The organism is Actinomadura monticuli, from assembly GCF_041463655.1.
In the GTDB taxonomy this organism is placed as follows: domain Bacteria; phylum Actinomycetota; class Actinomycetes; order Streptosporangiales; family Streptosporangiaceae; genus Spirillospora; species Spirillospora monticuli.
In genome coordinates this window covers 163,555-188,435 of record NZ_JAXCEI010000010.1, presented here as the reverse complement: position 1 = coordinate 188,435, position 24,881 = coordinate 163,555, and the positions used below count along the sequence as shown (strand labels likewise).

Genomic DNA, 24,881 nt, shown 5'->3' with positions numbered 1-24,881 from the left:
GGTGTCCGAGGGCGCGGGCCGCGCGCTGGCGGACTCCGCCTGGCCGGGCATCGGGGCGGAGCCGCTGGTCCTCGTGCCGGCCGGGTCGACCGAGCAGCACGGGCCGCACCTCCCGCTGTCCACCGACACCGTGATCGCGCAGGCCGTCGCCGAGCGCGCCGCCGCCGCCCTGGCGGCGCGGCGGTCTCGGCCGGCGCGGCCGGTGCTCGTCGCGCCGCCGATCCCGTACGGCGCGAGCGGCGAGCACGCCGGCTTCCCCGGGACGGTCTCCCTCGGGCACGAGGCGCTGCGCGCGGTGCTGGTGGAGACCGTCCGCTCGCTGTCGCTGTGGGCCGGGCGGATCGTCTTCGTCAACGGGCACGGCGGCAACGTCCCCACCCTCGACGGCGCCGTGGAGGCGATGCGCGGCGAGGGCCACGACGTCGCCTGGACCGGCTGCGAGGCCCCGGGCGGCGACGCCCACGCCGGGTTCACCGAGACGTCCGTCATGCTGCACCTGGCGCCGCACCTCGTCCGGCCGTTCGACGCGGTCGCCGGCGACGCCCGCCCGCTGGCGGAGCTGATGCCCGACCTGATCGCGCGGGGCGTCCGCGCCGTCTCCCCGTCCGGCGTCCTCGGCGACCCCGCCGGGGCGTCCGCCGAACGGGGCCGCGAGATCCTGGCGTCGATGGCGGTGTCGGCGGCCCGGCGGATCGGCGGCGGGCGGGCGGACGCCCGCGGCCGCCTCCTCGACCCCGCCGTCCCCGCACCGGGACCGCGGCCGTGAGCGGCCCCGGCGGGGCGGGCCGGCGCTCCTTCGCGCTCCCGGCGGGCTTCGCCGTCGCGCTGGACCGGCGGACGTCGCTCCGGTCGGGCGGGCGGGTCGCCACCGGCGGGGTGCCCTGGAAGGTCGTCCGCTTCGGCGACGCCGCCCTGCCCCACCTCGCGGCGCTGCACCGGGCGGGCCCGCGCGGCCTCGCCGACGACTCCGCCGTCGGGCGGGCGCTCGCCCGCCGGCTCCTCGACCACGGCCTGGCCCGGCCGCTCCCGGCGCCGCGCCCCGGCCCGCACGACGTGACCGTCGTGATCCCGGCCTACGGGCGGGCCGAGGAGCTCGACGCGGCGCTCGCGGCGGTCAAGGGCGTGCCCGCCGTCGTCGTGGACGACGGGTCCCCCGACCCCGGGCCGCTGGCCCGCGCCGCCGGCGCGCACGGCGCGCGGCTGGTCCGCCACGACCGCAACCGCGGGCCCGCCGCCGCGCGCAACACCGGGCTGCGGCTCGTGGAGACGGAGTTCGCCGCGTTCGTCGACTCCGACTGCCGCCCCGAGCCCTGCTGGCTCGACGTCCTCATGCCGCACTTCGACGACCCCCGCGTCGCGGCCGTCGCCCCCCGGGTGGTGCCGCGGCCGGGCGACCCCCGGCTCCTGGCCCGGTACGAGGACGCCCGGTCCGCGCTCGACATGGGGCGCACGCCCGCGCTGGTCAGGCCGGGAGGCAGGCCCGGCTTCGTCCCGACGGCGACGCTGCTCGTCCGCGTGGCGGCCCTGGGCGGCTCCCCCTTCGACGAGCGGCTCCGGCTGGGCGAGGACGTCGACCTGGTCTGGCGCCTCGCGGACCAGGGGTGGAACGTCCGGTACGAGCCCGCGGCCGAGGTCCGGCACACGCCGAGGCTGCACCCGGTCGACTGGGCGCGGCGGCGCCACGAGTACGGCACCTCCGCCGCCGACCTGGCCCGCCGCCATCCCGGCCGGCTGGCCCCCGCCCGCCCCTCGGTCTGGAACCTCGCGGCCCTCGGCCTGCTCGCGGCGGGCCGCCCGGCGCCCGCCGCGGCCTGCGCGGGCGCCGCCGCGGCGCTGCTCGCCCGGCGGCTGTCCCGGCTGCCCGCCGACTGGAGCCTGGCCGTCGCCATCGTCGCCAAGGGAGCCGTCGCCGACGCCGCCGCGCTCGGGCACGCGCTCCGCCGCGAATGGTGGCCCGCCGGCCTGGCCGCCGCGGCCGCCGCCCCGCGCAGCCGGGTGGCCCGCGCCGCGACCCTGGCCATGCTCGCCCCGATCGCGGTGGAGTGGCTGCGGGAGCGCCCCGCGGTCGACCCCGTCCGCTACACCGTCCTGCGGCTCGCCGAGGACGCCGCCTACGGGTCGGGGGTGACGGCCGCCGCGTTCCGCGCCCGCTCCGCCGCTCCCCTGCTCCCGGACGTCCGGCTCCCGGACGCGCCGAGGCCCCGCCGTCACGGCCGGCGACCGGACGGTCACTAGAATGATGGCCCTGTCGACCACCTGCGGGGAGGGCCGGGGCCAGCGTGCGCACCTCGAACGAGCCGGGCGGCCCGGACACCGCCACCAGGCGGGGCGGGCGCGCCGCACCGCTGTCGTGGACGGTCGTGATCTCGTGGCTCCTGGTGATCACGGCCGTGCTCGCGGTGACCGGCGTCGTCCTCCGCCGTGAGACCGGGCTGGCCCCGTTCCTCGTCTTCCTGCCCACCCTGATCTCCGGGCGCGGGACGGTCCGGCAGACCGCGGTCGCGTCGGTGTGGGCGACCCTCGTCATCGCCGGCTCGCTGATCCGCAGCCCCCTGGACTCGGTGGCGGACAACGTGAGCGTGATCCTCTTCGCCGTCGCGCTGAACGGCCTGAGCGTCGCGCAGTCGGCGCAGCGCGTCCGGCACGAGGGGGAGATCATCCGGCTGCGGTCCGCGGCGGCCGCCCTGCAGCGCCAGATCCTGCGCCCGTTCCCCCTCACCACCGACGAGCTCATCGTCCACGGCCTGTACGAGCCCCTGGAGGAGGACAGCCTGGTCGGGGGCGACATCTACGAGGTCGTGGCGACACCGTACGGCAGCCGGGTCTTCATCGCCGACGTCCAGGGAAAGGGCCTGCCCGCGATCGGCACGGCCTTCGCCGTGCTCAACTCCTTCCGCCAGGCGGCCCTGGCGGAGCGCACCCTCACCGCCGTCGTCGACGCCCTCGAGAACACGGTGCTGCGCCACAACTCGTTCGCCGCGCAGGCGGGCGGGGCGGAGCGGTTCGTCACCGCGCTCGTGCTGGGCATCGGCTCCGAGACGAAGGTGCAGGCGATCGACTGCGGGCACGTCCCGCCCGTCCTGCTGGACCGCGAGCAGCCCGGGCGGGTCCCTCTCGGCGAGGCGTCGCTCCCGCTGGGGCTTGCCTCCCTCGCCCCCGGTCCGCGCGCCGTCACATGGTTCGACTTCCCTTACGGGACCACGCTGCTGCTGTGCACCGACGGGGTCACCGAGGCGCGGGACCCGTCCGGCGCCTTCTTCCCCCTGGACGAGCGCGCCGCCGCCTGGAGCGACCTCCCGCCGGGCGACATCGCGCCGACCGTCCACCGTGAGTTGCAGGAGCACACCCGCGGGCGGCTGGCGGACGACACGGCCCTCCTCGCCCTCCGCAGGAGGTCCCTCCACCCGCCCGCCGAGGACGGGTGACGCGCTACCGGGTGGCGGGCCGGGTCGCCCGGCCGCGGTCAGCCCTTGTGCGGGATCTGGTTGACGGTGCCACCGTCGATGACGAACTCGGACCCGGTGGCGTAGGAGGACTCGTCACTGGCCAGGAAGACCACGAAGGACGCGACGTCCTCGGGCTGGCCGGGGCGCCCGAGCGGGATCGGGACCATGTCGTCGGGGATGCCCTCGGTGATCGGGGTGCGGATCAGGCCCGGATGCAGCGAGTTGACCCGGACGCCGTGCGGGGCCAGCTCGATGGCGACCGACTTGGTCAGGCCGCGCAGCCCCCACTTCGAGGCCACGTAGCCGTGCGCCCACGAGGTGCCGCGCAGGCCCTCGATGGAGGAGTTGTTGATGATCGAGCCGCCGCCCGCCGCGATCAGCGCGTCGGTGGCCGCGCGGATGCCGAGGAACGGGCCGGTGAGGTTGATGTCGATGATCCGCTGCCACTTCTCCAGCGTGAACCGCTGGATGGCGGCGCCGTTGGCGATCCCCGCGTTGTTGAACAGCACGTTCAGGCGGCCGAACTCGGCGACGGTGGTCTCGACGGCGGCGCTCCAGTCGCCGGGGTCCGTCACGTCCAGGTGCACGTAGCGGGCCGCGTCGCCCAGCTCGTCCGCGACCTTCCGGCCGTCGTCGTCGAGGATGTCCCCGATCACGACCCTGGCGCCCTCGGCCGCCAGCGCCCGCGCGCTCGCGGCGCCGATGCCGCGCGCGCCGCCGCTGATCAGGGCGACCTTCCCGTCCACACGTCCCATCGCCGGGTCCTCTCTGTCGTCGGGGTGCTAGCCGGCCAGTGCCGCCGCGAACACGCCGCGGGCGGTGTTGAACGGCAGGTCGAGCGGGGTCCGCAGGCCCGGCGGAGCCGCCACGACGTCGGGGATCGCGTTGACGAGGCGCCCGGCGCCGGAGGCGATCGCCGCGTAGTTGTGGTCGCCGCGGGCGCTGGTCGGGCAGACGTCGACGCGGTAGGACGGCTCGCCGACGATCTCGACCCGGTAGGAGCCGCCGTCCTGCGCCGGCTGCGGCCAGTCGGGGCGCAGGTCGCCGCGCAGCCGGGTCGTGTGGTCGATGACGAGGACCTCCTTGCCGCCGGCGACGCCGCGGATCTGGAACCGCATGGCGGCCACCCCGCCCGCGGGGATGTGCCCGGCGGCGACGTCGAACGCCTCGGGCGCCGGCTCCTGCTCGAACCACTCGGTGATGTCGTCGAGCTCGAAGCCGAACCCGCGGGCCAGCATCCGGAGGCTGACGCCCCAGGACGCCGCCAGGATGCCCGGCTTGAACATCCTCGGCAGGTCGCCGACCGGCCGGCCGAAGCCCATGAAGTCGAACAGGACGGGACCGCCGTCGTAGGACGCGTAGTCGGCGATCTCCGAGCAGCGCACCTGCTCCACCCGCTGGCAGGTGCCGGCGATCGCGAAGGGCAGCAGGTCGTTGATCCAACCGGGGTCGACCCCGGTGGCGAAGACGCTCGTCCCGCCGGTCCGGCAGGCGTCCTCGATGGGGTCGATCATGCGGTCCGGGAGCAGGCCCCAGGGGTAGATCAGCGGCACCGGCGACGAGGCGGCGACGTTGCTGCCCGAGGCGAGGATCCTCCGCACGTCGTCGAGCGCCTCGAACAGCCGGGTCTCGCCGATCGCGCAGTAGACCGTGCACTCCGGCCGGACGGCCAGCGCCGCGTCCAGGTCGTCCGTGGCCCGCACGCCCGTGACCGTGCCGAGGCCGGCGAGCTCACCGGCGTCCCGGCCGACCTTCCCCGGGTCCGACACGACCAGCCCGGCCAGCTCGAAGCGCGGGTCCTCGATCAGCTGCCCCAGGGCGATGCGGCCGACGTTGCCGGTCGCCACGTGCAGGACGCGGATGGCCATGCTGCTCCTCCGGGGGTGGGACGGCGCCGGCCCGGTCGCCGGCCATTGAGCTGGACAGCTGTCTAGTCAGTATTCCAAAAACTGTAGAACACGTTCTAGCATGGCGCCATGCGCAACGGAACCGGGCTGACGCACGACCCCGACCTGCCGGCGGCGCCCGCCGGCCGCTACGCCGCCCTCTCCCGGGAGCGGCTCGCGGCCGTCGTCCCCGAGCTGCTCCTGATCGGGCAGCTCATCGACCGCTCCGGGATGGCGTGGTGCATCTCCGCGTTCGGCCGGGAGCGGATGGCGCAGATCGCCATCGAGGAGTGGGCGGCCGCGAGCCCGATCTACACCAGGCGGATGCAGCGGGCCCTCGGCTACGCCCCCGAGGTCCCCGGGAAGGGCGACGTCCCCACCATCTTCAAGGGCCTGCAACTCGACATCGGCGCTCCCCCGCAGTTCATGGACTTCCGCTACACCGTCCACGACCGGTGGCACGGCGAGTTCCACCTCGACCACTGCGGCGCCCTGATGGACGTCGAGCCGATGGGCGACGACTACGTCCGCTCCATGTGCCACGACATCGAGGACCCCACCTTCGACGCGACCGCGGTCGCGACCAACCCGAAGGCGCAGGTGCGGCCGATCCACCGCCCGCCGCGCACGCCCGCCGACCGGCACCCCCACTGCGCGTGGACCGTGGTCATCGACGAGTCCCACCCGGAGGCGCGGGGCATCCCGCTGCTCGCCGACAACGAGCGCTCCCGCGCCGCGACCCTGGAGCTGGCGCCGATCGACCCGGCCGACGACGGCCTCGCCGACTACTCCGGCCCCCTGCTCTCCGACCTGGACTTCGCCGCCTTCTCGCACTCCGCGCTGGCCCGGATCGCCGACGAGGTCTGCCTGCAGATGCACCTGCTCAACCGGGCCTTCACCCTCGCCGTGGCCGAACGCGCCGCCGACGCGGGCGAACTGCTCCGGATCCGCCGCAAGCAGCTCGTCGGCATCGCGGGCATCGCCGCGGAACGGCTCGCCCGCGTCCTGGACCTGCCGGACGGCGCGGAGGGCGCGGCCCGCCTCCTGGCGCTGCACCCGATCCTGAACCCCGCGGCCTACGTCGACGCCGACGCGGGCACCGACGGCATCGCCGTCCGGCCGTCCCCGGCCCACGAGGACGGCGCCTGGATCTCGTTGTGCGGCCCCGGCTGGACGGCGCCGCTGCAGGCGATCGTCCGCGCCGTCGACCCGCACCTCGCCGTCGAGGCCGCCGCGACGGGCTCCGGCGGCGAATGGCGGCTGACCGTCGTCCGCCGCGACGAGCCGGCCCCCGAGGCCGGCGAGGTCGCCGTCGTGCGCTTCAGCACCGGCGCCGGCTTCACCTTCGAACCCCGGCGGTCGCTGCCCATCACCCCGGTCTGACGGCCCGCCCGGGGCCCGCCGACAGCGCGGGGGCCAGCCAGCGGGTGAGGAGGGCGCGGAGCCGGGCCTCGTCCCGGGGCGGGTCCGCCGGATGCTGGAGCAGCGACGTCAGCAGCCGCATGATGATCTCGGCGAGGCCGTGCAGGTCGTCGGCGCCGACCCCGGCGGCCTCCCAGTCGACGGGGTAGCGCCGCAGCATCTGGGCGCCGTAGGCGATGACGTCCGCGGTCGTGGCCCCGCGGCCGAAGGCGTCGGAGTCGGTGAGCTGCAGCAGCAGGCTCAGCCGCGGCTCGGTCGGGATCGTCCGCACGCAGAAGACCATGCCCTCGACCACGGCCTCGGCCGGGTCGCCGATGCCCCGCAGGTGGGCGATCAGCCGGTCGACGAACGACTCCGCGCCCTGGGCCGCCACCTCGCCGATGATGTCGGTGATCCGGTCGAAGTGGCGGTAGACGGTCTGCCGGGTGACGCCGAGCTCGTTGGCGACGTCGGTCAGGGTCGTCTTCGCGGCGCCGTGCCTGTCGACGCAGCGGGCGGTCGCGTCGACGATGCGCTGACGGGCCTCGGCGTCCGATGCGGGGGGCCGGCCTCCCCAGCCGTGGTGCGCCATGATCTCAGGATGGCACAGGCTCGGCGGCCGCTCGCGCGGCCGTCGCGCGCAGTGCGGCCAGCAGGACCCCGGTCGCGGCCAGGGCGCACAGGGCGGAGTACCACAGGCTGCCGATCGGCGTGCCCTGCTCGGTGACGCCGTCGGTGGACGCGAGGTAGGCGGGCAGGGCGACCAGCCACAGGACGACATGGACGCCGAGGTAGAGCGCCGGATAGGTGCGCACGAACAGCGGTGACGCGGCCGGGGGCGGCGCCGGATCGGCGCGCCGTGCCCGCCAGGCGTCCGCGAGCAGGCAGAGCCCGGCGATCCAGACCACGGCGAGTTCGGCGCCGAGGACGGCGCGCTGGATCCCGAGCCGGTCCTCACCGCGGAAGGCGCCGCTGGGCGCGCTCACGATGATCATCGCGAGCGGGGTCGCGGCGCCCGCGAGGACGGTGCGCCAGGCGACCTGCCGGCCGGGGAGCGCGGCGCGGCCGTCCCCCGGCCCGACCAGGCGGACCACCAGGTAGGTCATCGCGCCGAAGGAGACCGAGGCGAACAGGAGCATGCTGTTCATCGGCACCGAGGCGAGCGCCGGCTCGTTGATCATCGTGTTGGCGGGGTTCCACGCCCACCACTTCAGCTGGGGCCCGAGCTGGTCGAAGATCTCGTAGAAGACCTGGCAGGCGAACGCGACCGCGACCGAGCCGGCCAGCGGCCCGCGCCGCGCGAAGACGCCCAGGGCCCGGACCAGCTCGTACGCGAGCTGCGACAGCGCGGGATAGAACGCCACGATGTAGAGCGGCAGCCGGTCGTACATGAACTGCACGGTGAACACGTTGTGGGAGAAGATGAACCCCACGTGCTCCTCAAGGCCGAACCAGCCCGGGAAGTAGAGCGGCGGCTCGATCACGGCCAGGTAGACGACCGAGGCGAACCACAGCGAGATGTTGACCGGGTCGCCGTCGCGCCGCCACCGCCGCCAGGCGTGGACGAGGGCGAACACGGCGCCGCCGACGATGAGCAGTTCGAGGACCGGCATGGTGCCGTTCTCCAGGCCGAACGGGTCGCGGACGGTCACCAGCGGATCGGCGTCCCGGCAGGAGAAGCCGAGTCCCTCGGCGACGCGCTCGGCCACCGGGTCGCACGAGTGGTCCATTCCTGGCTCCTCGCTGCTCAGGCGCCGACGAGGTCGCCGCGGTCGGGTCCCGCGGACGGCGCGCGCCCGGGGCCGGTGTAGCCGGTGTAGTCGGTGCCGGGCGGGTCCTCCCGGTCGTCGAAGCCGCCGGGCACGACCGTCCGGCCGAGCTTCTCGCGCACCCGGTACCGGACGATCCCGAACCAGAACCGCGGGTCGGCGGCCATCTCCCGGAGCGACTTGTCGAGGTTGAACACCTGCGCGAACGTCTGCTCGACGTAGGCGTCCTCGCGGCTCGCGGCGTTGATGGCGTTGAAGATCGGCCAGCTGAACCGGGCGGCCAGCCGGCGCCGCCAGGGGGCGGCCACCTCGGTCCCGGTCGCGAAGTCGTAGGCCTGGTCGCGGGCCATCGCGAGCATCCAGGGCACGTCGAGGGACTTCTTCTGCCGGGCGAGGAACTCGCGGGTGAAGGCGAGGCCGACGGCGTCGCGGTCGCGCAGCAGCTCGCCGAGGATGAGCGCGGACCGGGCGGCCGAGCTCATCCCCTGGGCGTAGAAGGGGTTGAAGGCGCAGATCGAGTCGCCGACGCAGACCAGCCCGACCGGGGGGACGTCCAGCAGGTCGAAGCGGCGCCACTTGTTGCCGGTCGAACGGGTCAGGTGCACCTCGGAGGTCGGCGTGCAGGCGCGGGCCGCCCGGCCGAACGCGGCGGCCCGCACCCGGTCCACCGCCTCCTCGAACGCGCCGGCCTCGCGCGGCATCCGGATCCCCCACGACCCCATGCACACGATGGCGCGGTCCCCTTCGATCGGGAAGAAGTTGCTGAGGAACTCGTGCTCCTCGGGGTGGTCGCCGGTGTCCTGGGTCGGCGTGACGACCAGGTGCTTCCACCACCACGACTCCGGGCGCCGGCCGGCGGGCGGCAGGTCGTACCACCGCGAGGTGTAGGTGACCTTGGCGTCGAGGGTCTTCTCCGGCGGCGCGGACCAGCCGTCCGCGCCGAGCCAGTCGACGACCGACGACCCGCGGCCGAGGGCGTCCACGACCAGGTCGGCGGCCAGGTGGCCCGCGCCGTCGGAGGTGCGGTACTCGACGCCCTCCACGCGCCCGTGCGGGGTGCCGCCTCCGCTGGACCGGAGCCCGGTGACGGTCACGCCCTCGCGGATCTCGATGGCCGGCAGCTCGCGGACCTTGTCGCGCAGGACCCGCTCGATGAGCACCCGGGAGCTGTACACCATCGTCATCGTCCCGGACTTGCGCGGCGCCCAGCCGTCGTTCTCGCAGTAGGCCGCGTCCATCGACGGCATCAGGTGCATGCCGCCGGCGGCGATCAGCGCCTCCTCGAAGCCGGGGAAGATCTCGCCGATCGCCCGGCGGCCGGAGTTGAGGAGGAAGTGCGGGTGCTTGCTCTGCGGAACGCCGCGGCGGTGCTCGGCGTCCGGCGGGAGGCGGTCCCGCTCCAGCACGATCACCGTGCCGAAGTGCTTCGCGAGCACTCCCGCCGCGCACAGTCCCGCCACGCTGCCGCCGAGTACCACGGCCGTCCCAGCCCGCATCCGCGATCTCCATTCATACAGATGATGGATGAATGTATGATTGAGGCGAGGGCGCGTCAACCGTCCGCCGCACAGCGTCCGCCGGACGCCCGGCGGAACCCCCGCCCCCGTCATAGGCTGGGTCCGGCACGCGTGGCGGACGGGAGGCTGAGGTGGCCGAGACGACGGTGGCCGAGGTGATGGCCGAGCTCGCCGGACTGGAGGACCCGAAGGCGCGCGCGGTGAACGAGCGGCACGGCGACGACCACGGCGTGAACCTCGGCAGGCTCCGCGCGGTGGCCAAGCGGCTGAAGACCCAGCAGGAACTCGCGGGCCGGCTGTGGGAGACCGGTGACACCGCGGCGAGGCTGCTGGCACTCCTGATCTGCCGCCCGAAGGCGTTCACGCGCGACGACCTGGACGCCATGCTGCGCGAGGCGCGCACGCCCAAGGTGCACGACTGGCTCGTGAACTACGTGGTGAAGAAGAGCCCGCACGCGGAAGAGCTGCGCCTGTCCTGGCTCGCCGACCCGGACCCGGTGGTCGCGAGCGCCGGCTGGGCGCTGACCACCGAACGCGTGGCGAAGAAGCCCGGCGGCCTCGACCTCCCGGGTCTCCTCGACGTCATCGAGGCGGAGATGAAGGACGCCCCGGAGCGCCTGCAGTGGGCGATGAACCACTGCCTGGCCCAGATCGGCATCGACCACCCCGGGCACCGCGCTCGCGCCATCGAGATCGGCGAGCGCCTGGAAGTGCTCAAGGACTACCCCACTCCCCCGAACTGCACGTCTCCGTTCGCGCCCACCTGGATCAACGAGATGGTCCGCCGGCAGCACGCCGAATAGGGGTCGGCGCCCTTACCGCGAACCCGGTTCGACCGCCGGGGCCGGCCAGTCCCAGCGGGGGACCTCGCGCAGCGGGTGCGGTTTGGCGGTGGACGTCGATGAACCTGCGAAGGCCCTCGTGTCCGCCCGCGTGCTCGTACGGCGTCGCCGTGATGCCACCATTACGTCGACGGCGATCCGGGTCTGGTTCATCCCAGCCGGCGCGGGGTCCTGTCGACCCTCGCCGCCGCTTGTGGTCATGCCGTGCAGCCGTCGGTCAGGTTCCATTCGCCCGCCGTGGACGCGTCGATGGCGGTACCGGTCACGGCGAGGTAGAGCGTGCGCCAGCGACCGATCCGGCGCGGGACGCTCACCGTGCCGCCCGCTCCGGGGATCAGTCCCATCGAGACCTCCGGGAGCCGGAACACGGCGTCCGGACGGGCGACCAGCGTCCCGGCGAACGCGGGTATCTCGATGCCGGCGCCGACGCAGGCGCCGTGCACGCGGGCCTCGATCCGGTCGCGCAGCCGGTGCACCAGCCGCCCGGCGCCGCCGCGCGTCCGGACGTGGTGGGCCGTGACGAGGTCGGGCGTGGTCCCGAACTCGTCGAGATCGCCGCCGGCGCAGAACGCGGGGCCGGCGCCTTCGAGCAGCACGCGGGTCACTCCCCCGTCGAGGACGGCGATCTGGAGCGCGTCCACCAGGGCGTCCCGCACCTGGCGCCCGTAGGCGTTGCGCCGTTCCGGCCGGTTCAGGGTGATGCGCAGCCCGGCGTCCGGGGTCCGCTCGACGAGGACCGGATCGCCGGCGCCGGGCGGCGGCGGGCGGGGCCCGCGCGCCGCGAGCCAGCGCGCGAACTCCGGACCGCCGAGCAGGGTCGAGTAGGCGTAGGACTCGACGTCGAGCGCGGTCTCGACGGGCAGCAGCGGGGTCGTCCTGAGCACGTCCCGCAGGACCAGCGCGGCCTGGGGGTTGCGGGCCACCGCCGCCGAGAGGTCGCGGAGCGCCTGCTCGGGGTCGGGGACGGCGACCGACGGCCGGCCGGCGTCGCGGTCGGCGGCGGTGAGCGTCAGGTCGAGGGCGTCCAGCAGATCGCGGTGCGGCGTGCTCCCCGGGGAGTCCGCGGGGAGCACGCCGATCAGCAGCCGGTCGGCTTCACGGGCGTGGCGCACCGCTCGCTCCACGGCTTCGGCGCCCGGCTCGTCGTCCAGGTCCACGACGACGAGCGGATCGCGTACCGCACCGTCCTCGCCGAGGAGCGGGACGCGCACGACGTCCCCGTCGGCGAGTCCGGCCAGTGGGACGCGCGGTGGTCCGCTCATCGCCCGCCTCCTCGCTGATCGTGCTCCGCGAGGCCGGAGTGTATACGCCGCGACGCGGGGGGCGCCTCGTCGGCGCCGGTCGAGGTCAGCGGGGCCTGCCGAGCGTGGCCAGGAGGTCCTCGTGCAGCTCGAACCAGACGCGATGGGCGGAGTCCCGGTCCGTGGCGGTCACCCAGGACGGGTCGTCCCGCGCACGGGCCACGGCGGCGGTGAAGCGGGCGTGGTAGCCGGTGAACCTGGCCAGGCGCATGGACAGGCGCTCCTTGACCGCCGCCAGCCCGGCGGCGGAGAGCCTGCCGAGGGTCGCCGCCTTGGCCCCGCACGAGGCGCCCGCCTCCCGCAGCGGGACGGTCACGGCTGCTCCAGGCGCGCCAGGACCCGGGCCATGCGCTGCTGGGCGGCCTGCCCCGACCCGAGCCCGAGCGCCGCCCCGATCTGCTGGAACGTCATGCCCGCCGCGCGCGCGGCGAACAGGAGGCCCGCCTCGGCCTGGTCGAGTTCGGCCCGCGCCGAGGACAGCAGCCCGAGGCCCGCCGCCACGACCTGCGGGCTCACGTCCGGCCGGGCGGCCTTCCACGCGGCCAGGCGAACGAGGTCGGCGTCGCTCGCGGGCTGCCCCTCCCGCTGCCACGGCCGCGCTGCCAGGCCCGCTCCACCCTCCTGTTCGAGTGTCCGCCGGTGCGCCGCGAGCTGCGCGGCATGCTCCTGTTCGTCGAAAGGCATGCCGCCATCCCACGGCATCAACGATCCGTTGTCAATCAAGCATTGATGCCGTCGGCGCCGCGAGCGTCTCAGGTCGTGGGGCGGGTCGCCTGCACGAAGGCGACGCGGCCGAACCTGTGGTCGGCGTGCGCGACCTCCCGGGCGTCACCGAACCCGGCCTCGGTGAGCAGCGCGACGATGCCGTCGTCACGGTCGCGGGCGACCGGGGCGAGCGCCGCCCGGAAACGCCTCGGGCGGGGCAGGTGCCGGAGGGCGTGGGCCGGGCCGTGCTCGTGCGCGGTGTCGCCTTCGTCCCCCGTATCGGACGACGCCCCGCCGAAGTCGGCGATGGTGATCCTCCCTCCGGGCCGGAGGGCGCGCAGGGCGTCGCGCGCGAAGGCGCTCCGGCCGTCGTCGTCGAGGTGGTGCAGGGCCAGCGCCGAGACCACATGGTCGAGCGAGGCGTCCTCGGCGGGGATCCGGTCGGCGTATCCCCGCACGAGGGTCAGGTCGACGCCGCGGCGTCGCGCCTTGCGCGCCGCCCTGCGCAGGGCGTCTCCGTCGGGGTCGAGGCCGGTCACCCGCGCGTCCGGCCGGGCCGCGAGCACGGCGAACGACAGGTTGCCGGTGCCGCAGCCGACGTCGGCCACCGCCTGGCCGGGCTCGACGCCGGCGATCCGGACCGCGCGCTCGTGCAGGGCGCGGACGCCGCCCAACCGGGTGAGGACGTCGTAGAACGGCAGGAGCCAGGTCCTGCCCGCGCCCGGCAGGAACGGACGGTCCCGCTCCTCCGGGGTCCGCTGGTCGATGATGCGCACGTGGCCGGAAGCCGCCATGGGTCCCCCTTGCGGATTCGATGGCGAGCCCGCCCGCGATGGCCGTGGCAGACTCGGTGTCGTCACTTCCCAGTCTTGGACATTTCACGGACATGGAGCAGGACATACGTTGGACGCCGTAGGACATTCTTTGGTCGCCCCTTCGCAGGGCGTCCGGGCGGGCCTGCGCACGGTACGGCTCGACGGGACGCCCGTCTACCGCTACCGGCAGCGCCCCGGCCTGCCTCCCGTCTCGGTGATCCGCTTCGACGCCGCGGACGCCCACGCCGGCCTCCCTCCGGACCACCGGCACGCCCACGACTTCCTCGTCCTGGTGTACGTCGAGGAGGGCTCGGGCTCGGTGGCCATCGACGGCGCCGAACGGCGGCTGCGCGCCGGCGAGGTCCACGCCGTGTCACCCGGGCAGGCCGTCGACGTCACGACCGTCGCCGCGCTCGCCCGCGGCCGCGCGTGGTCGGTCGCGTTCACGCCGGACGCCGTCCCCGCCCTGGCCCCGGTCTCCCCGCTGGCCTGGGCGCACCACCCCCTCCTCGCCCTGTTCGCGCCCGGCGCGGGGAACGGACGGGTCGCCGGACCCGACCGGCCGGCCTGGTCGGCGCTGCTGGCGGACCTGGCCGGGGAGCTCGACGACCCGGGCCGTCTCGGCGCCCGCGAGGCCGCCGAAGCCGCGCTCACCCGGCTCCTGGTCGCTGCCGCGCGGCTGGCGCCGTCCGCTCCGGGCGGGCCGGACCCGCTCACCGAGCGGGTCTTCGCCGAGATCGAGGCGACCTTCCGCGAACCGGTCTCCGCCGCGGACGTCGCCCGCGCGCTCGGCTACACCCCCGGGCATCTCACCACCGTGCTCCGCCGGCGCACCGGCCGCCCCCTGCTCGAATGGATCACCGAACGGCGCATGATCGAGGTCCGGCGCCTGCTGCGCGAGACCGACCTGCCGCTCGACGCCGTCGCCGCCCGGACCGGCCTGCGCGACGCCGCCTACCTCGTCCGCCGGTTCCGGAGCCGCTACGGCATCACCCCGGAGCGGTGGCGCCGCGCCGAGCTCAGCGGTCCGGGGTCGGCGCGGAGCGCACGACGACGCGGCGGATGAGGTGCACGTCGGTGAGAGGTCCCGTGGACGAGGCGAATCCGAACTTGACGGTCCTCGGAACGGGCTTGGGGGCGGGGAAGCGCAGCACCCGCTGGAAGCCGTCACCGTCCTCGAAGTCGATGTCGACCGACGCCACCGGGTCCGGTCCGGGCGTCACCGTGACGCGGACGGTCCGCTTGACCGGCTCCAGGAGTTTCTCGGCCCGCGCCGGCGTGACGCCGGCGGGCATGGTCCTCAGCGCGCCGTGGAGCTGTCCGGGCAGCGTCGACGGCCAGGGCCCGCGGGCCGTCCTGTTGCCCATCGTGGCGTCGAGGACGCAGTATCCGTCGACGCCGTTCCCGGGGCCGCGGGCGGTCACGATGTTGGGGCCTGGAGGGGGCGGCCGGAACGCGGTCCCGGCCGGGGAACGCCGCTCGCAGCCGTTCCCGCGCTTCTCCCCGTCCCCGAAGTAGTCGCCCAGGACGTCGAGCCCTATACCGAGATAGCCGCCGTCGACACCGGGGACGAAATCGTTGCCCGGCCTCCCGTCCGGCAGTTTCTGGGCGTAACCGAGGCTTCCGCCGAAAGCGCCCGGCGTGGTGAGCCGGACGGCGCCGTCGGTGAGGAAGAAGGAGATTCCGTCCGCCGGCTCGCGCGTGGTGTTGCCGTACTGCCACTGCTCGAAGGTCACCTCCAGGCCGTCCCGCGCCCGGACCGGCGAGTCGAACAGCACGGCGCCCGTCTCCTCGACGTGGGCGTCGGTGAGCTGGAGATAGCCGCGCGGCGCGGCACCGGTCGGCGGGACGGGCCCGGCCGGACGCGGGTGGCAGCCGCCCAGCGGGTGGTTCGTCCCCTCCGCGACCGCCCCGCCGCGGCGCGCACCCGTCAGGCAGGCGGCGCCGTACCCCACGAAGCGCGAGTCCGCGGTGGCTCCGGTGAACGGCTCGCCGACCAGTACCGTGCCGGGACGCCGTTCCGCCGCCGCCGTGTATCCGGCGGGCGCGACCACCGCGACCACTCCGAGCGCCGCTACGGCGCGGCTCACCCCACGTCTCATATGTCGACTCTTTCTTCGCGAGTTCGAAAACCGTCCATCGTGCGAACCAATGGGAACACGGATTCCGGGCGGACTCGCCGAGTTGCCGCTCTCATGGCGGCATTCACATCAGATCATCACCGAAAAGCGTGTCACCTTTTCGACCGGCGATGCCGTCGCCATGATTCGGCAAGCGGGGGCGTCCTGCCGCCGGGTCGGCCGCCGGGTCGGCCGCCGGGCCGGTCGCCGGGCCGGCGCGTCCCGCCCGTGCGGGTCCACGGCCAGGTGATCAGAGCCCAGCCGACCAGGATGAGCACCGCCTCGACCAGGACGTACCACGGCCACGGTCCCAGCAGGTCGAGCACCGAGGCGGTTCCGGGCTTGCGGTTGAGGTACCCGTAGTTGGTGCCGGCGATCGCGTTGAAGACCGCCGTGGCCACGGCCCAGACGACGGTGGCGGCGACCGCGAACCGGTAGTCGCGCCAGTCCGGGTGCATCCCGAGGCCCCAGGTGAGGTACACCGCGGCCCACACGATCATCAGGTGCATCCCGAAGAAGCCCAGGTAGTCGATGCCGGGGTAGTCCGCGCCGTTCAGCGCCGGGGTGAGCAGGCCCTGCACGGAGAGCGTGAGCCCCCAGTAGTAGGTCAGCGCGAACCAGCGCCGTCCGAGCGTCCACAGCGCGCCGACGGCGGTCGGCCATGCCAGGTCGCACAGCTGCAGCGGCAGCGACCCGCCGATGCGCCACTGCCCGGGCAGCAGCGCGTGCACCTGGGTGCCGATCATCACGTACACGATCGCCAGCGCGTACGCCTGGCCGAAGCCCCTCGCCCGCTCGGTGGGACCGCCGTCCGGCCCGGTCCGCTGCGCCCGGCCGAGCAGCACCAGCCCGGCGCATCCGAACGCGAAGAGGCCGAGCGCCGCCCAATGCGACGGCCCGTACGCGACGAATTCACCGGCCCCAGTGCGCGACATCCGGTGATGCTAACCCGCCGCCCCGGCACCGGCCGCGTGCACGCGCCGTCCGGCAGACGGCCCGGGCGGCGCGGACCCGGCTCACCTCGAAGAAGGGACGGGTCGGCATCGACATGCCGCCCGCTCCACGGTCGGACGCGCTGGACGACGGCGCCGGACGGGGTGACCATGACTGAAACACGTTCTAGTATTCCAGCGTGGTCCACCGACGCCCGGGGGAGCCGGCCATGGCCGTGAACACCGCATCGCCTCCGGACATCGACCTGACCGACCTCAACCGGTTCGTGGACGGCTTCCCCTACGAGGTGTTCGCCAGGCTGCGCCGGGAGGCGCCCGTCTGGTGGCATCCGCCGACCGGGCACACGCCGGGCGGCGAGGGGTTCTGGGTGGTGAGCCGCTACCGCGACGTCCTCGCCGCCGCCGCGGACACCGCGGCCTTCTCCTCCGACGGCACCGCCGTGCGCGACGGCGGCGGCACCCTGCTGGAGGACCTGCCGCCCGGCCTCGCACCGGGGACGCTGCTGAACATGACCGATCCGCCGCGGCACGCCAAGTTCCGCCGGCTCTTCCAGGGGAGCGTCGCGCCCCGGGCGCTCGCCGCGATCGCCGGCGACCTCGCCGACCGGGCCGCGGAGATCGTCGGCGCCGCGGTCGAGCGGGGCGAGTGCGACTTCCTGGTCGACGTCGCCGCGGAGCTGCCGCTGCAGGCGGTCGCGCAGCTCCTGGGCGTCCCGCAGGAGGACCGGCACCGGCTCATGGGCTGGGCCAACGCGACGCTCGACTACGCCGACCGCGACCTCGGGCAGATGAGCGAGATCAGCGAGCGCGCCGCGGCGGAGATGTACGCGTACGGGAGCGAGCTCCTCGAACGCAAGCGCGCCGACCCCGGGGACGACCTGCTGTCGGTGGCCGCGACCGCGACGATCGACGGCGAGCCGCTGACCCCCATGGAGCAGCAGATGGTGTTCAGCCTGCTCATCGCGGCGGGCAGCGAGACCACCCGCAACGCCGTCGCCGGCGGCATGCTCGCGCTGGCCGAACGGCCGGGGACGTGGCGGGAGCTCGCCCGCGACCGCGCCCTGCTCGGCCCCGCGATCGAGGAGATCCTGCGGTGGACGTCCCCGACCCCCTACAACCGCCGCACGGCCACGGCCGCCACCGAGATCTCCGGCACCGCCGTCCGCGCCGGGGAGAAGGTCACATTGTGGTGGGCGTCGGCCAACCGCGATCCCGCCGTCTTCACCGATCCCGACTCCTTCGACGTCCGCCGCTCCCCCAACCAGCACCTCGCCTTCGGCCGGGGACCGCACTTCTGCCTGGGCGCCGGCCTGGCGCGGATGGAGATGCGGGTCGTCTTCGAAGCGCTGCTGGACCGGGTCGGGGAGTTCGCCGTCACCGGGCCCGTGGAGCGCGTCAGGTCCAACAAGCACACCGGGATCCGGCACCTGCCGATGCGGCTGGAGCCGCGCCGGGCACGCACCTGACCTCGGGATTCTTGGCTCCGCTCAGGACCGCGGCTTCCGTTCCCATGGGGTGTCCGCCCTAGCCTGGGAGATATGGGCGAAGCGACCGGGTGGTATCGACGCGCTTACGTCGACCTCCATGGAATGCCGTCGTGGGCCGATCTGGCGAGCCCCGATCCTCGGGCGTCGAAGGAGTTCTACAGCGGCCTCTTCGGCTGGGGCTCCTACACGCTGAACGCGGACGCCCTGGGCGACTACGAGGTCTTCACCGACGGCGAGCGGGAGAGCGGGGTCGCCGGCCTCCAGGTCCTCACGGACGACACCCAGCCCCCGTCCTGGACCTGCTACTTCCGGGTCGACGACGTCGACGCGAGCGTGGGGACCGTCCTCGCCGCGGGCGGCCACCTGCGCGTCGACCCCGTCGACGTCGCGCACATCGCGCGCATCGCGCTGTTCGCCGACGACCAGGGGGCGGAGTTCGCCGTCTGGCAGCCGGGGGCGTCCGGGGACACGACGGTGATCGGCGACCGCTCGGCCGCGCGCTGGGTCGAGCTGGCCTGCCGGGACGTCGACCGGGCCGAGCGCTTCTACGGGGCCGTCTTCGGCTGGTCGGCCGAGAAGCTGGACGACCCGCGCTTCACCTACACCCGCTGGAGCGCCGGGCGGGTACTGGTGGCCGGCGTGGTCCCCATGGGCGGCCAGTGGCCCGCCGGCCACCCGAGCCACTGGACGCCCTATTTCGAGGCCCCCGACTGTGCGGCGGCGACCGCCGAGGCCACCGCGATGGGCGCGCGGGTCCGGCTGCCCCCGACCACGATCGCCGAGGGCACGATCTCCCTGATGACCGACCCGGTCGGCGTCCGGTTCGGCGTCATCGCCCCGAAGCCGCCGGCGGGCTCCGCGGGCCTCACCAGCCCGGCGGCAGGGAGGTGAAGTCGGGGTCGCGGCCCTCGGCGAACGCCGCCAGCGCCTCGGCGTTGGCGGGGCCGCCCATGAGCCGGACGAAGCCGTCGTTCTCCCGCTCCCGCGCCTTCCTGATCTCCTCCCGCAGCGGCGCGGTCATGTCGCGCTTGACCTCCCGCAGGCTGGAGATCGGGCGGCCCGCCAGCGTGACCGCGGCGCGCCGCGCCTCCGCCATCAGGGCGGCGGGCTCGCAGACCCGCCAGACCAGTCCCATCTCCTTGGCCTCGGCCGCCGAGATCCACTCCGCGGACAGCAGGATCCAGGCGGCGTTCTGCCGCCCGACCAGGCGGGGCAGCAGGTAGCTCGACGCGGCCTCGGGCGCGACGCCCAGGCTGGTGAACGGGGTCTTGAGCCGCGCCTCGTCCGACATCAGGACGAGGTCGGCGAACCCGATGACGGTCAGCCCGATGCCCAGCCCCAGCCCGTTGATCGCCAGGATCAGCGGCTTGTCGAACTCCGCGAGCGCGTCGATGAGGCCGATGAACCCGTGCCGGCCGGGCGTGAAGCCGGGGTCGGCGATGCGCTCGCCCATCTCCACGAGGTCGGTGCCCGCGCTGAACGCGCGTCCGCTGCCGGTCAGCAGCACCACCGCGACCGCGGGGTCCTCGGCCGCTTCGAGGAGCGCGTCCGTGAGCGCGTCGTAGAGGGCCTCGTTGAACGCGTTGAGCGCGGCGGGCCGGTTGAGCGTGATCGTCCGGACGCGGTCGGCGTCCTCGGCCAGCAGGATCGGGGCGTCCGTGTTCACCGCTCCCCCTCCGTCCCCAGCACGAGGTCCGCGCAGCGCTCACCGATCATGATCGACGGCGCGTTGGTGTTGCCGCCGGTCACCGACGGCATGACCGACGCGTCGGCGACCCGCAGGCCCTCCACGCCCAGGACCCGCAACCGCGGGTCGACGACGGCGCGCTCGTCCGATCCGATCCGGCAGGTGCCGACCGGGTGGTAGACCGAATGGACGATGTTGGGCAGGAGCCTGCGCAGTTCGCCGGGGTCGGTGTAGTCGGGCCCCGGCCGGATCTCGCCTTCGTTGTCGCCGGTTCCCGCCATCACCTGGCGGACGAGCGAGATCCCTTCGAGGAGCACTTCGGCGTCCTTGCCGGCGGTGAGGTAGGCGGGGTCGATCAGCGGCGGGAGGGACGGGTCGGGGCCGGCGATCCGGACCGTCCCGCGGCTCTCCGGGTAGATCAGCGTCGGGAAGACGCTGAGGCCGGGCTTGTTCGTGGGCGGGCGCACCGCCTTGTCGCCGTCCTGGTTGGGGAACGGGTAGACCCAGTAGAGCGCGTGCAGCTGCAGGTCGGGGATCGCGCCGGACAGCGAGCTGCGGACGAAGCCGGTGGCCTCGAACTGCGAGCCGCTGGCCCAGCCGGATCGGCGCAGCCGGGCCTGCGCGAGCCCGCGCATGAAGTACGCGGGCGTCGGCCGCCGCAGCGCCGAGTCCATCCGGAAGGAGATCGGGACGAACAGGTGGTCGTGCAGGTTCTCGCCCACCGGCAGGTCGCTGACCACCTCGATGCCGTGCCGCCGCAGGAGCGCCGCCGGCCCGATCCCGGACAGCTGCAGCAGCTTGGGCGAGCCGAACACCCCGGCGGAGACGATCACCTCCCGGTCGGCGGCGATCACCTGCCGGTCGCCGTCGGCGCCGGTGACCTCGACGCCGGTGGCCCGGCCGCCGCTCACCACGATCCGGGACGCCGTGGCGCCGGTCAGCACCAGGAGGTTGTCCGGCGGGTCGGTGCGCAGGTAGGCGCGGGAGGCGGAGTAGCGCACGCCCCGGTCGGCGCTGAGCTGGAAGACGCCGACGCCCTCCTGCTCGGGGCCGTTGTAGTCGTCCAGGAAGGGGACCGCGAGCCTGTCGGTCGCGGCGTCGATGAAGCTGCGCGAGGCGTCGGTGAGGTCCTTCTGGCGGCGTACCCTGACCGGGCCGCCGGCGCCCCGCACCTCGCCCGCGCCGTCCTCCCAGTCCTCCATGCGCTTGAAGGCCGGCAGCACGTCGTCGTACGACCATCCCGTGGCGCCGTCCGCGGCCCAGTCGTCGAAGTTCTGCCGGTTCCCGCGCACGAACAGCATGCCGTTGACCGAGCTGGAGCCGCCGAGGACCCTGCCGCGGGTCTGCGGGATCACCCGCCCCCACGCGGAGGTCTGCGGCACCGACTTGTAGCCCCAGTCGACGAGCTTCTTCAGCTGCGGCGTGGAGAGCATGACCGCGACCGCTCCGGGGATCTCCAGCAGGTTCTTCACCCCGCGGGCGGTGTCCCGGCCCCCGGCCTCCAGCACCGCGACGCTCGCCCCGCTCTCGGCGAGGCGGCGCGCCACCGCGCAGCCGGCGCTGCCCGCGCCCACGACGACGTAATCGGCTCGGACCACGAGCACCTCCAGGCGCTTTCGTCGGACACGTGTCCAGTCACTATTCCAGAAATCTAGAACACGTTCTACCACGGCCGCCCGGCACTGCCCGCCGTCCGGCGGCGGCGCCCGACCCGGCAGGGCCGCCCGGGATCGCGCGGCCGAGCCCGCTCGACGCCGTCGCCGGCGAGGTGGAAGCGGCCCGACGTCACCGCATTCCTCCCGGACGCGGCGGAACGGGCCGAGCGGAAATGGGGGCTGTAGGAAGTCAGGGACCTACCGGGGTGGTCATTCCTTACCGCTCATGATCAATTCGCTTCCGGAGGCGCACCGGCCGTCAATTCCGGCCCGGAACGCGGGGAGGGTTCGGGCGCGGTTCGCTGACAGCCTCCTTTTCTCGTCCGGATTCCGTATTCAATGCCGGAATCCTTGTCACCCACGGGTTGCAATGGTGTGATGTGACGTCCGAGATCCCGGCATTGGAGATGTTCTGCCGGAGTGCTCCCTGTGGAGGGGCTTGCAGCCAAAGCGGGGAGTTCCTCCCAATATGCCCCGTCCGTAGCGATACAGGATCAGTGCAGTTCCGGGGAGAGTGACGATGCGACGCCTGAAACACGACGAGTCTCACCGAGCGGACGAGGATCCGCCCCCGACACCTCGCAGGCCGCGGCGGAGGCGCACGATCCGGACACAGCTGGTGATCCTGCTCGTCGTGCCGCTGGTGTCGCTCGTCGGGCTGTGGAGCTTCGCGGCGAGCGTGACGCTCGGGCCCGCGGTCAGCAAGCGGACCATCTCGCAGGCCAACGACCTCATCGGCCTGCCGGGCAGCACCCTGTCGACCCAGTTGCAGCTGGAGCGGGCCCAGGCCGTCGTCTATGTCGGGACGGGGGGCCGCAACGGCGGCGCGCTGACCGCCCAGCGGGCCAGGACCGACGCGGCCGAGGCCGCGTTCCGCCGCTCGGCCCTGGGCACGAGGATCGAGGGCGACTTCGCGCGGCTGGTGAAGCGGCGGCTGGCCGAACTGGTGGCCCAGCTCGACCGGCTGGACGCGCTGCGCGCCTCGGTGGACCGGCAGACGCTCACCCGGCTGGAGGTCGTCGACGGCTACGGCGCCGTGATCTCCTCGGCCTACGAGCTGTTCGACAGCCTCGTCGTGATCAACGACCTGGGCGTCTACCAGTCCAGCCGCGCGCTGACCAACGTCAGCTGGGCGGTGGAGTTCACGCAGCGCCAGATCTCGCTGGTCGGCGCCGCGAGCATCAGCCGCGGGCGGTTGAGCGCCGAGGAGCGGTCGGCGTTCGCGCGGTGGACCGGCGCGTCACGCCAGTACTTCGACACCGGCATCGGCGGGATGTCCGGCGCCATGCTGGACCGGCTGCGGCAGGTCACCGAGTCCCCCGACTTCGCCCGGTACCGGCAGCTGGAGCAGGCCGTCCTCGCGGACGCCGGGTCCCGGCTCCCCGCGCGGACCACCGGCGGGTTCAACGAGGTCGGCCCGAGGGTCGTCCAGGCGCTCGGGCAGGCGGTGCTCGCGGCCGGCGCCATCCTGATCGAGCAGGCCGAGCCGATCGGCGAGCGCATCGTGACCCGGCTCGTCGTGGCGGGCGGCGTGGGGCTGCTCGCCGTGATCGCCTCGATCCTGCTGTCGTTCCTGTTCGGCCGGAGGCTCGCCCGCGAGCTCCGGGACCTGCAGGGGGCCGCCCGCATGATGGCGGAGGAGCGCCTGCCGCGCCTGGTCACCCGGCTGCGGCGGGGCGAGCGCGTCGATATGGACGCCGAAGCGCCCGCGCTGGCGGCGGGCCGCACGACGGAGATCGGCAGGGTCGCCGAGGCCTTCACCCAGGCGCAGCGCGTGGCGGTGCAGAGCGCGGTCGGCGAGTCGATGCTGCGGCGCGGGATCAACCGCGTCTTCCTCAACCTGGCGTGGCGGAGCCAGTCGCTGCTCCACCGGCAGTTGCGCATGCTCGACGAGATGGAGCGCCGGGCGACCGACCCCGAGGTCCTGCAGGACCTGTTCCGGCTCGACCACCTCACCACCCGCATGCGGCGGCACGCCGAGGGCCTGGTCATCCTCTCCGGCGCGTCGCCGGGCCGGGCCTGGAGCAGACCGGCCCGGATGGAGGACGTCCTGCGCGCCGCGATCTCGGAGGTGGAGGACTACGAGCGGGTCGAGGTGGCGATCAACGAGGAGGCCGCCCTGGTCGGGGACGCGGTCGCCGACGTCGTCCACATGCTCGCCGAGCTCATCGAGAACGCCGCGGCGTTCTCCCCGCCCAACACCGAGATCGTCGTGCGCGGCGGGACCGTCGGCAACGGGTTCGCCGTGGAGATCATCGACCGCGGCATCGGGATCGACGCGGCCGAGCGCGCCCGGCTCAACGACCTGCTGTCGAGGCCCCCGGAGTTCGACCTCGCCGACACCGAGCGGCTCGGCCTCTTCGTCGTGTCCCGCCTCGCCGCCCGCCAGGGCGCCCGGGTCGTCCTCCAGGAATCGGCCTACACCGGCACGACCGCCGTCGTGGTGCTGCCCCGAGGGCTCGTCGTGGGCGCGCTCGCGGGACCGGCCCCGAGCGCGTGGAACGAGGTCCCGCAGGAGGCGGCGCCCCAGCCGGCGGCGCCCGCGGCGGCCGCGCAGCCGGCACCGTGGATCGCCCAGAGCCCCGCCGAGGCCGCCGGGCCGCGCGACATGGCGACGCCGCACGCGCCCCGTCCCGTCCTGCCGCGCCGGGAGAAGCTCGCCAACCTCGCCCCCCAGCTGCGCGAGACCGTGAGCGGCCCCGCCGAGAGCGGGCCGGCGCCGTCCGCCGCGGGCGGGCGACCCCCGGCGGATCCGCCCGACCGGCCGGCCGAGGGCGCGCGCGACCTCTGGGACTCGCTCCAGGACGGCTGGAGCCGCGGACGCGACGACAGAGGGGAGAACGCATGACGGGGCGCGGCACGTGGGAGGGGCCGACCGCACTGCCCGAGGACACCGGGCAGCTCGGCTGGATGCTCGACGACCTCGTCGCCCGGGTCGGGCAGATCCGCAAGGTGCTCGTGCTGTCCCGCGACGGGCTGGTGATCAGCGCGTGCGGCAGCATGGGCAGGGACGAGGCGGAGTACCTGGCGGCGCTGGCCGCGGGCCTCTACAGCGTCGCGAACGGCGCCCAGCCCCATCTGGACGCCGGCCACGTCCGGCAGGCCGTCATCGAGCTGGAGGCCGGGCTGTTCTTCGTGGTTCCGGCGGGGCAGGGCAGCTGCCTCGCGCTGCTGAGCGAGGCCGGCTCCAACGCCGGGCTGATCGCCTACGAGATGACCACGCTGGTCAAACGGGTCGGACGGCACCTGGCGGCACCGCCGCGGACGGGCGCGCCGCCGATCAGCCCGGGGTGAGCG

The 24,881-nt window shown here is 74.4% G+C and carries 23 protein-coding genes; 10 read left to right on the top strand and 13 right to left on the bottom strand.

The annotated features are described in order from the left end of the window. Position 1: 1 nt before the first annotated feature. From mftE to SM611_RS23285, 3 genes are read left to right on the top strand one after another with little or no spacing between them, the layout of a single operon-like run. Entirely contained in the window at positions 2-766 is a 765-nt protein-coding gene (mftE, locus tag SM611_RS23295; protein ID WP_371952011.1) for a mycofactocin biosynthesis peptidyl-dipeptidase MftE, read from the top strand. Then, a complete protein-coding gene (gene mftF / locus SM611_RS23290) occupies positions 763-2,235 on the top strand; it encodes a mycofactocin biosynthesis glycosyltransferase MftF (RefSeq protein ID WP_371952010.1) in 1,473 nt (490 codons plus the stop codon). The genes mftE and mftF overlap by 4 nt, the downstream gene beginning before the upstream one ends. 44 nt (positions 2,236-2,279) lie before the next feature. Further along, positions 2,280-3,425, top strand: a complete 1,146-nt coding sequence (locus SM611_RS23285) for a PP2C family protein-serine/threonine phosphatase (RefSeq protein WP_371952009.1) — start codon at positions 2,280-2,282, stop codon at positions 3,423-3,425. 38 nt (positions 3,426-3,463) lie between these two features. On the opposite strand, the gene SM611_RS23280 is transcribed toward SM611_RS23285, so the two are convergent. Then, positions 3,464-4,201 carry a glucose 1-dehydrogenase gene (locus SM611_RS23280; protein ID WP_371952008.1) on the bottom strand — a complete coding sequence of 246 codons (738 nt, stop codon included), beginning with the start codon at positions 4,199-4,201 and terminating at the stop codon, positions 3,464-3,466. A 27-nt stretch (positions 4,202-4,228) separates the two neighbouring features. Then, entirely contained in the window at positions 4,229-5,314 is a 1,086-nt protein-coding gene (locus tag SM611_RS23275) for an NAD(P)H-dependent amine dehydrogenase family protein (RefSeq protein ID WP_371952007.1), read from the bottom strand. 108 nt (positions 5,315-5,422) lie between these two features. Between SM611_RS23275 and SM611_RS23270 the strand changes: the two genes are divergently transcribed. Beyond that, positions 5,423-6,715, top strand: coding sequence for a hypothetical protein (locus SM611_RS23270; protein WP_371952006.1), 1,293 nt, complete (start codon positions 5,423-5,425; stop codon positions 6,713-6,715). Here SM611_RS23270 and SM611_RS23265 read toward each other — a convergent pair. Genes SM611_RS23265 through SM611_RS23255 form a run of 3 tightly spaced genes read right to left on the bottom strand, consistent with a single transcriptional unit; the run spans position 6,702 to position 9,998 of the window. After that, on the bottom strand, positions 6,702-7,325 hold the full coding sequence (locus tag SM611_RS23265; protein ID WP_371952005.1) for a TetR/AcrR family transcriptional regulator: 624 nt from the start codon (positions 7,323-7,325) through the stop codon (positions 6,702-6,704). The genes SM611_RS23270 and SM611_RS23265 overlap by 14 nt on opposite strands. 4 nt (positions 7,326-7,329) lie before the next feature. Then, positions 7,330-8,463 carry a hypothetical protein gene (locus SM611_RS23260; protein WP_371952004.1) on the bottom strand — a complete coding sequence of 378 codons (1,134 nt, stop codon included), beginning with the start codon at positions 8,461-8,463 and terminating at the stop codon, positions 7,330-7,332. A 17-nt stretch (positions 8,464-8,480) separates the two neighbouring features. After that, positions 8,481-9,998, bottom strand: coding sequence for an FAD-dependent oxidoreductase (locus SM611_RS23255; protein WP_371952003.1), 1,518 nt, complete (start codon positions 9,996-9,998; stop codon positions 8,481-8,483). A gap of 179 nt (positions 9,999-10,177) precedes the next feature. Between SM611_RS23255 and SM611_RS23250 the strand changes: the two genes are divergently transcribed. Then, on the top strand, positions 10,178-10,822 hold the full coding sequence (locus SM611_RS23250; RefSeq protein WP_371952161.1) for a DNA alkylation repair protein: 645 nt from the start codon (positions 10,178-10,180) through the stop codon (positions 10,820-10,822). Between the two features lie 236 nt (positions 10,823-11,058). On the opposite strand, the gene SM611_RS23245 is transcribed toward SM611_RS23250, so the two are convergent. The 4 genes from SM611_RS23245 to SM611_RS23230 all read right to left on the bottom strand — a co-directional run bounded on the left by SM611_RS23245 (position 11,059) and on the right by SM611_RS23230 (position 13,661). Continuing rightward, positions 11,059-12,123, bottom strand: coding sequence for an enoyl-CoA hydratase/isomerase family protein (locus SM611_RS23245; protein ID WP_371952002.1), 1,065 nt, complete (start codon positions 12,121-12,123; stop codon positions 11,059-11,061). Positions 12,124-12,208: 85 nt separating this feature from the next. After that, positions 12,209-12,478 (bottom strand): hypothetical protein, encoded by a 270-nt coding sequence (locus SM611_RS23240; RefSeq protein WP_371952001.1) that lies wholly within the window; start codon positions 12,476-12,478, stop codon positions 12,209-12,211. Beyond that, positions 12,475-12,846, bottom strand: coding sequence for a hypothetical protein (locus SM611_RS23235; protein WP_371952000.1), 372 nt, complete (start codon positions 12,844-12,846; stop codon positions 12,475-12,477). The genes SM611_RS23240 and SM611_RS23235 overlap by 4 nt, the downstream gene beginning before the upstream one ends. Positions 12,847-12,914: 68 nt before the next feature. After that, entirely contained in the window at positions 12,915-13,661 is a 747-nt protein-coding gene (locus tag SM611_RS23230) for a class I SAM-dependent methyltransferase (protein ID WP_371951999.1), read from the bottom strand. Positions 13,662-13,791: 130 nt separating this feature from the next. Between SM611_RS23230 and SM611_RS23225 the strand changes: the two genes are divergently transcribed. Then, the gene (locus SM611_RS23225; RefSeq protein WP_371951998.1) at positions 13,792-14,748 is read left to right on the top strand and encodes a helix-turn-helix domain-containing protein; all 957 of its coding nucleotides are present in this window, start codon (positions 13,792-13,794) and stop codon (positions 14,746-14,748) included. Here the strand turns inward: SM611_RS23225 and SM611_RS23220 are convergent. Both SM611_RS23220 and SM611_RS23215 read right to left on the bottom strand, forming a co-directional pair. Then, entirely contained in the window at positions 14,702-15,772 is a 1,071-nt protein-coding gene (locus SM611_RS23220) for an L-type lectin family protein (protein WP_371951997.1), read from the bottom strand. The two genes, SM611_RS23225 and SM611_RS23220, sit on opposite strands and share 47 nt — an antisense overlap. A gap of 143 nt (positions 15,773-15,915) precedes the next feature. After that, positions 15,916-16,737 carry a YwaF family protein gene (locus tag SM611_RS23215; protein WP_371951996.1) on the bottom strand — a complete coding sequence of 274 codons (822 nt, stop codon included), beginning with the start codon at positions 16,735-16,737 and terminating at the stop codon, positions 15,916-15,918. Positions 16,738-16,964: 227 nt separating this feature from the next. On the opposite strand from SM611_RS23215, the gene SM611_RS23210 reads away from it, so the two are divergent. Then, entirely contained in the window at positions 16,965-18,221 is a 1,257-nt protein-coding gene (locus SM611_RS23210) for a cytochrome P450 (RefSeq protein WP_371951995.1), read from the top strand. Positions 18,222-18,293: 72 nt separating this feature from the next. Beyond that, positions 18,294-19,133, top strand: a complete 840-nt coding sequence (locus tag SM611_RS23205; protein ID WP_371951994.1) for a VOC family protein — start codon at positions 18,294-18,296, stop codon at positions 19,131-19,133. Here SM611_RS23205 and SM611_RS23200 read toward each other — a convergent pair. Then, positions 19,108-19,908 (bottom strand): enoyl-CoA hydratase/isomerase family protein, encoded by an 801-nt coding sequence (locus tag SM611_RS23200; protein ID WP_371951993.1) that lies wholly within the window; start codon positions 19,906-19,908, stop codon positions 19,108-19,110. The two genes, SM611_RS23205 and SM611_RS23200, sit on opposite strands and share 26 nt — an antisense overlap. Beyond that, a complete protein-coding gene (locus SM611_RS23195) occupies positions 19,905-21,527 on the bottom strand; it encodes a GMC family oxidoreductase (RefSeq protein WP_371951992.1) in 1,623 nt (540 codons plus the stop codon). Before SM611_RS23195 ends, SM611_RS23200 begins: the two co-directional genes overlap by 4 nt. 676 nt (positions 21,528-22,203) lie before the next feature. On the opposite strand from SM611_RS23195, the gene SM611_RS23190 reads away from it, so the two are divergent. After that, entirely contained in the window at positions 22,204-24,432 is a 2,229-nt protein-coding gene (locus tag SM611_RS23190; RefSeq protein ID WP_371951991.1) for a sensor histidine kinase, read from the top strand. After that, positions 24,429-24,878, top strand: a complete 450-nt coding sequence (locus tag SM611_RS23185; protein ID WP_371951990.1) for a roadblock/LC7 domain-containing protein — start codon at positions 24,429-24,431, stop codon at positions 24,876-24,878. Before SM611_RS23190 ends, SM611_RS23185 begins: the two co-directional genes overlap by 4 nt. The last annotated feature ends 3 nt before the right edge of the window (positions 24,879-24,881 follow it).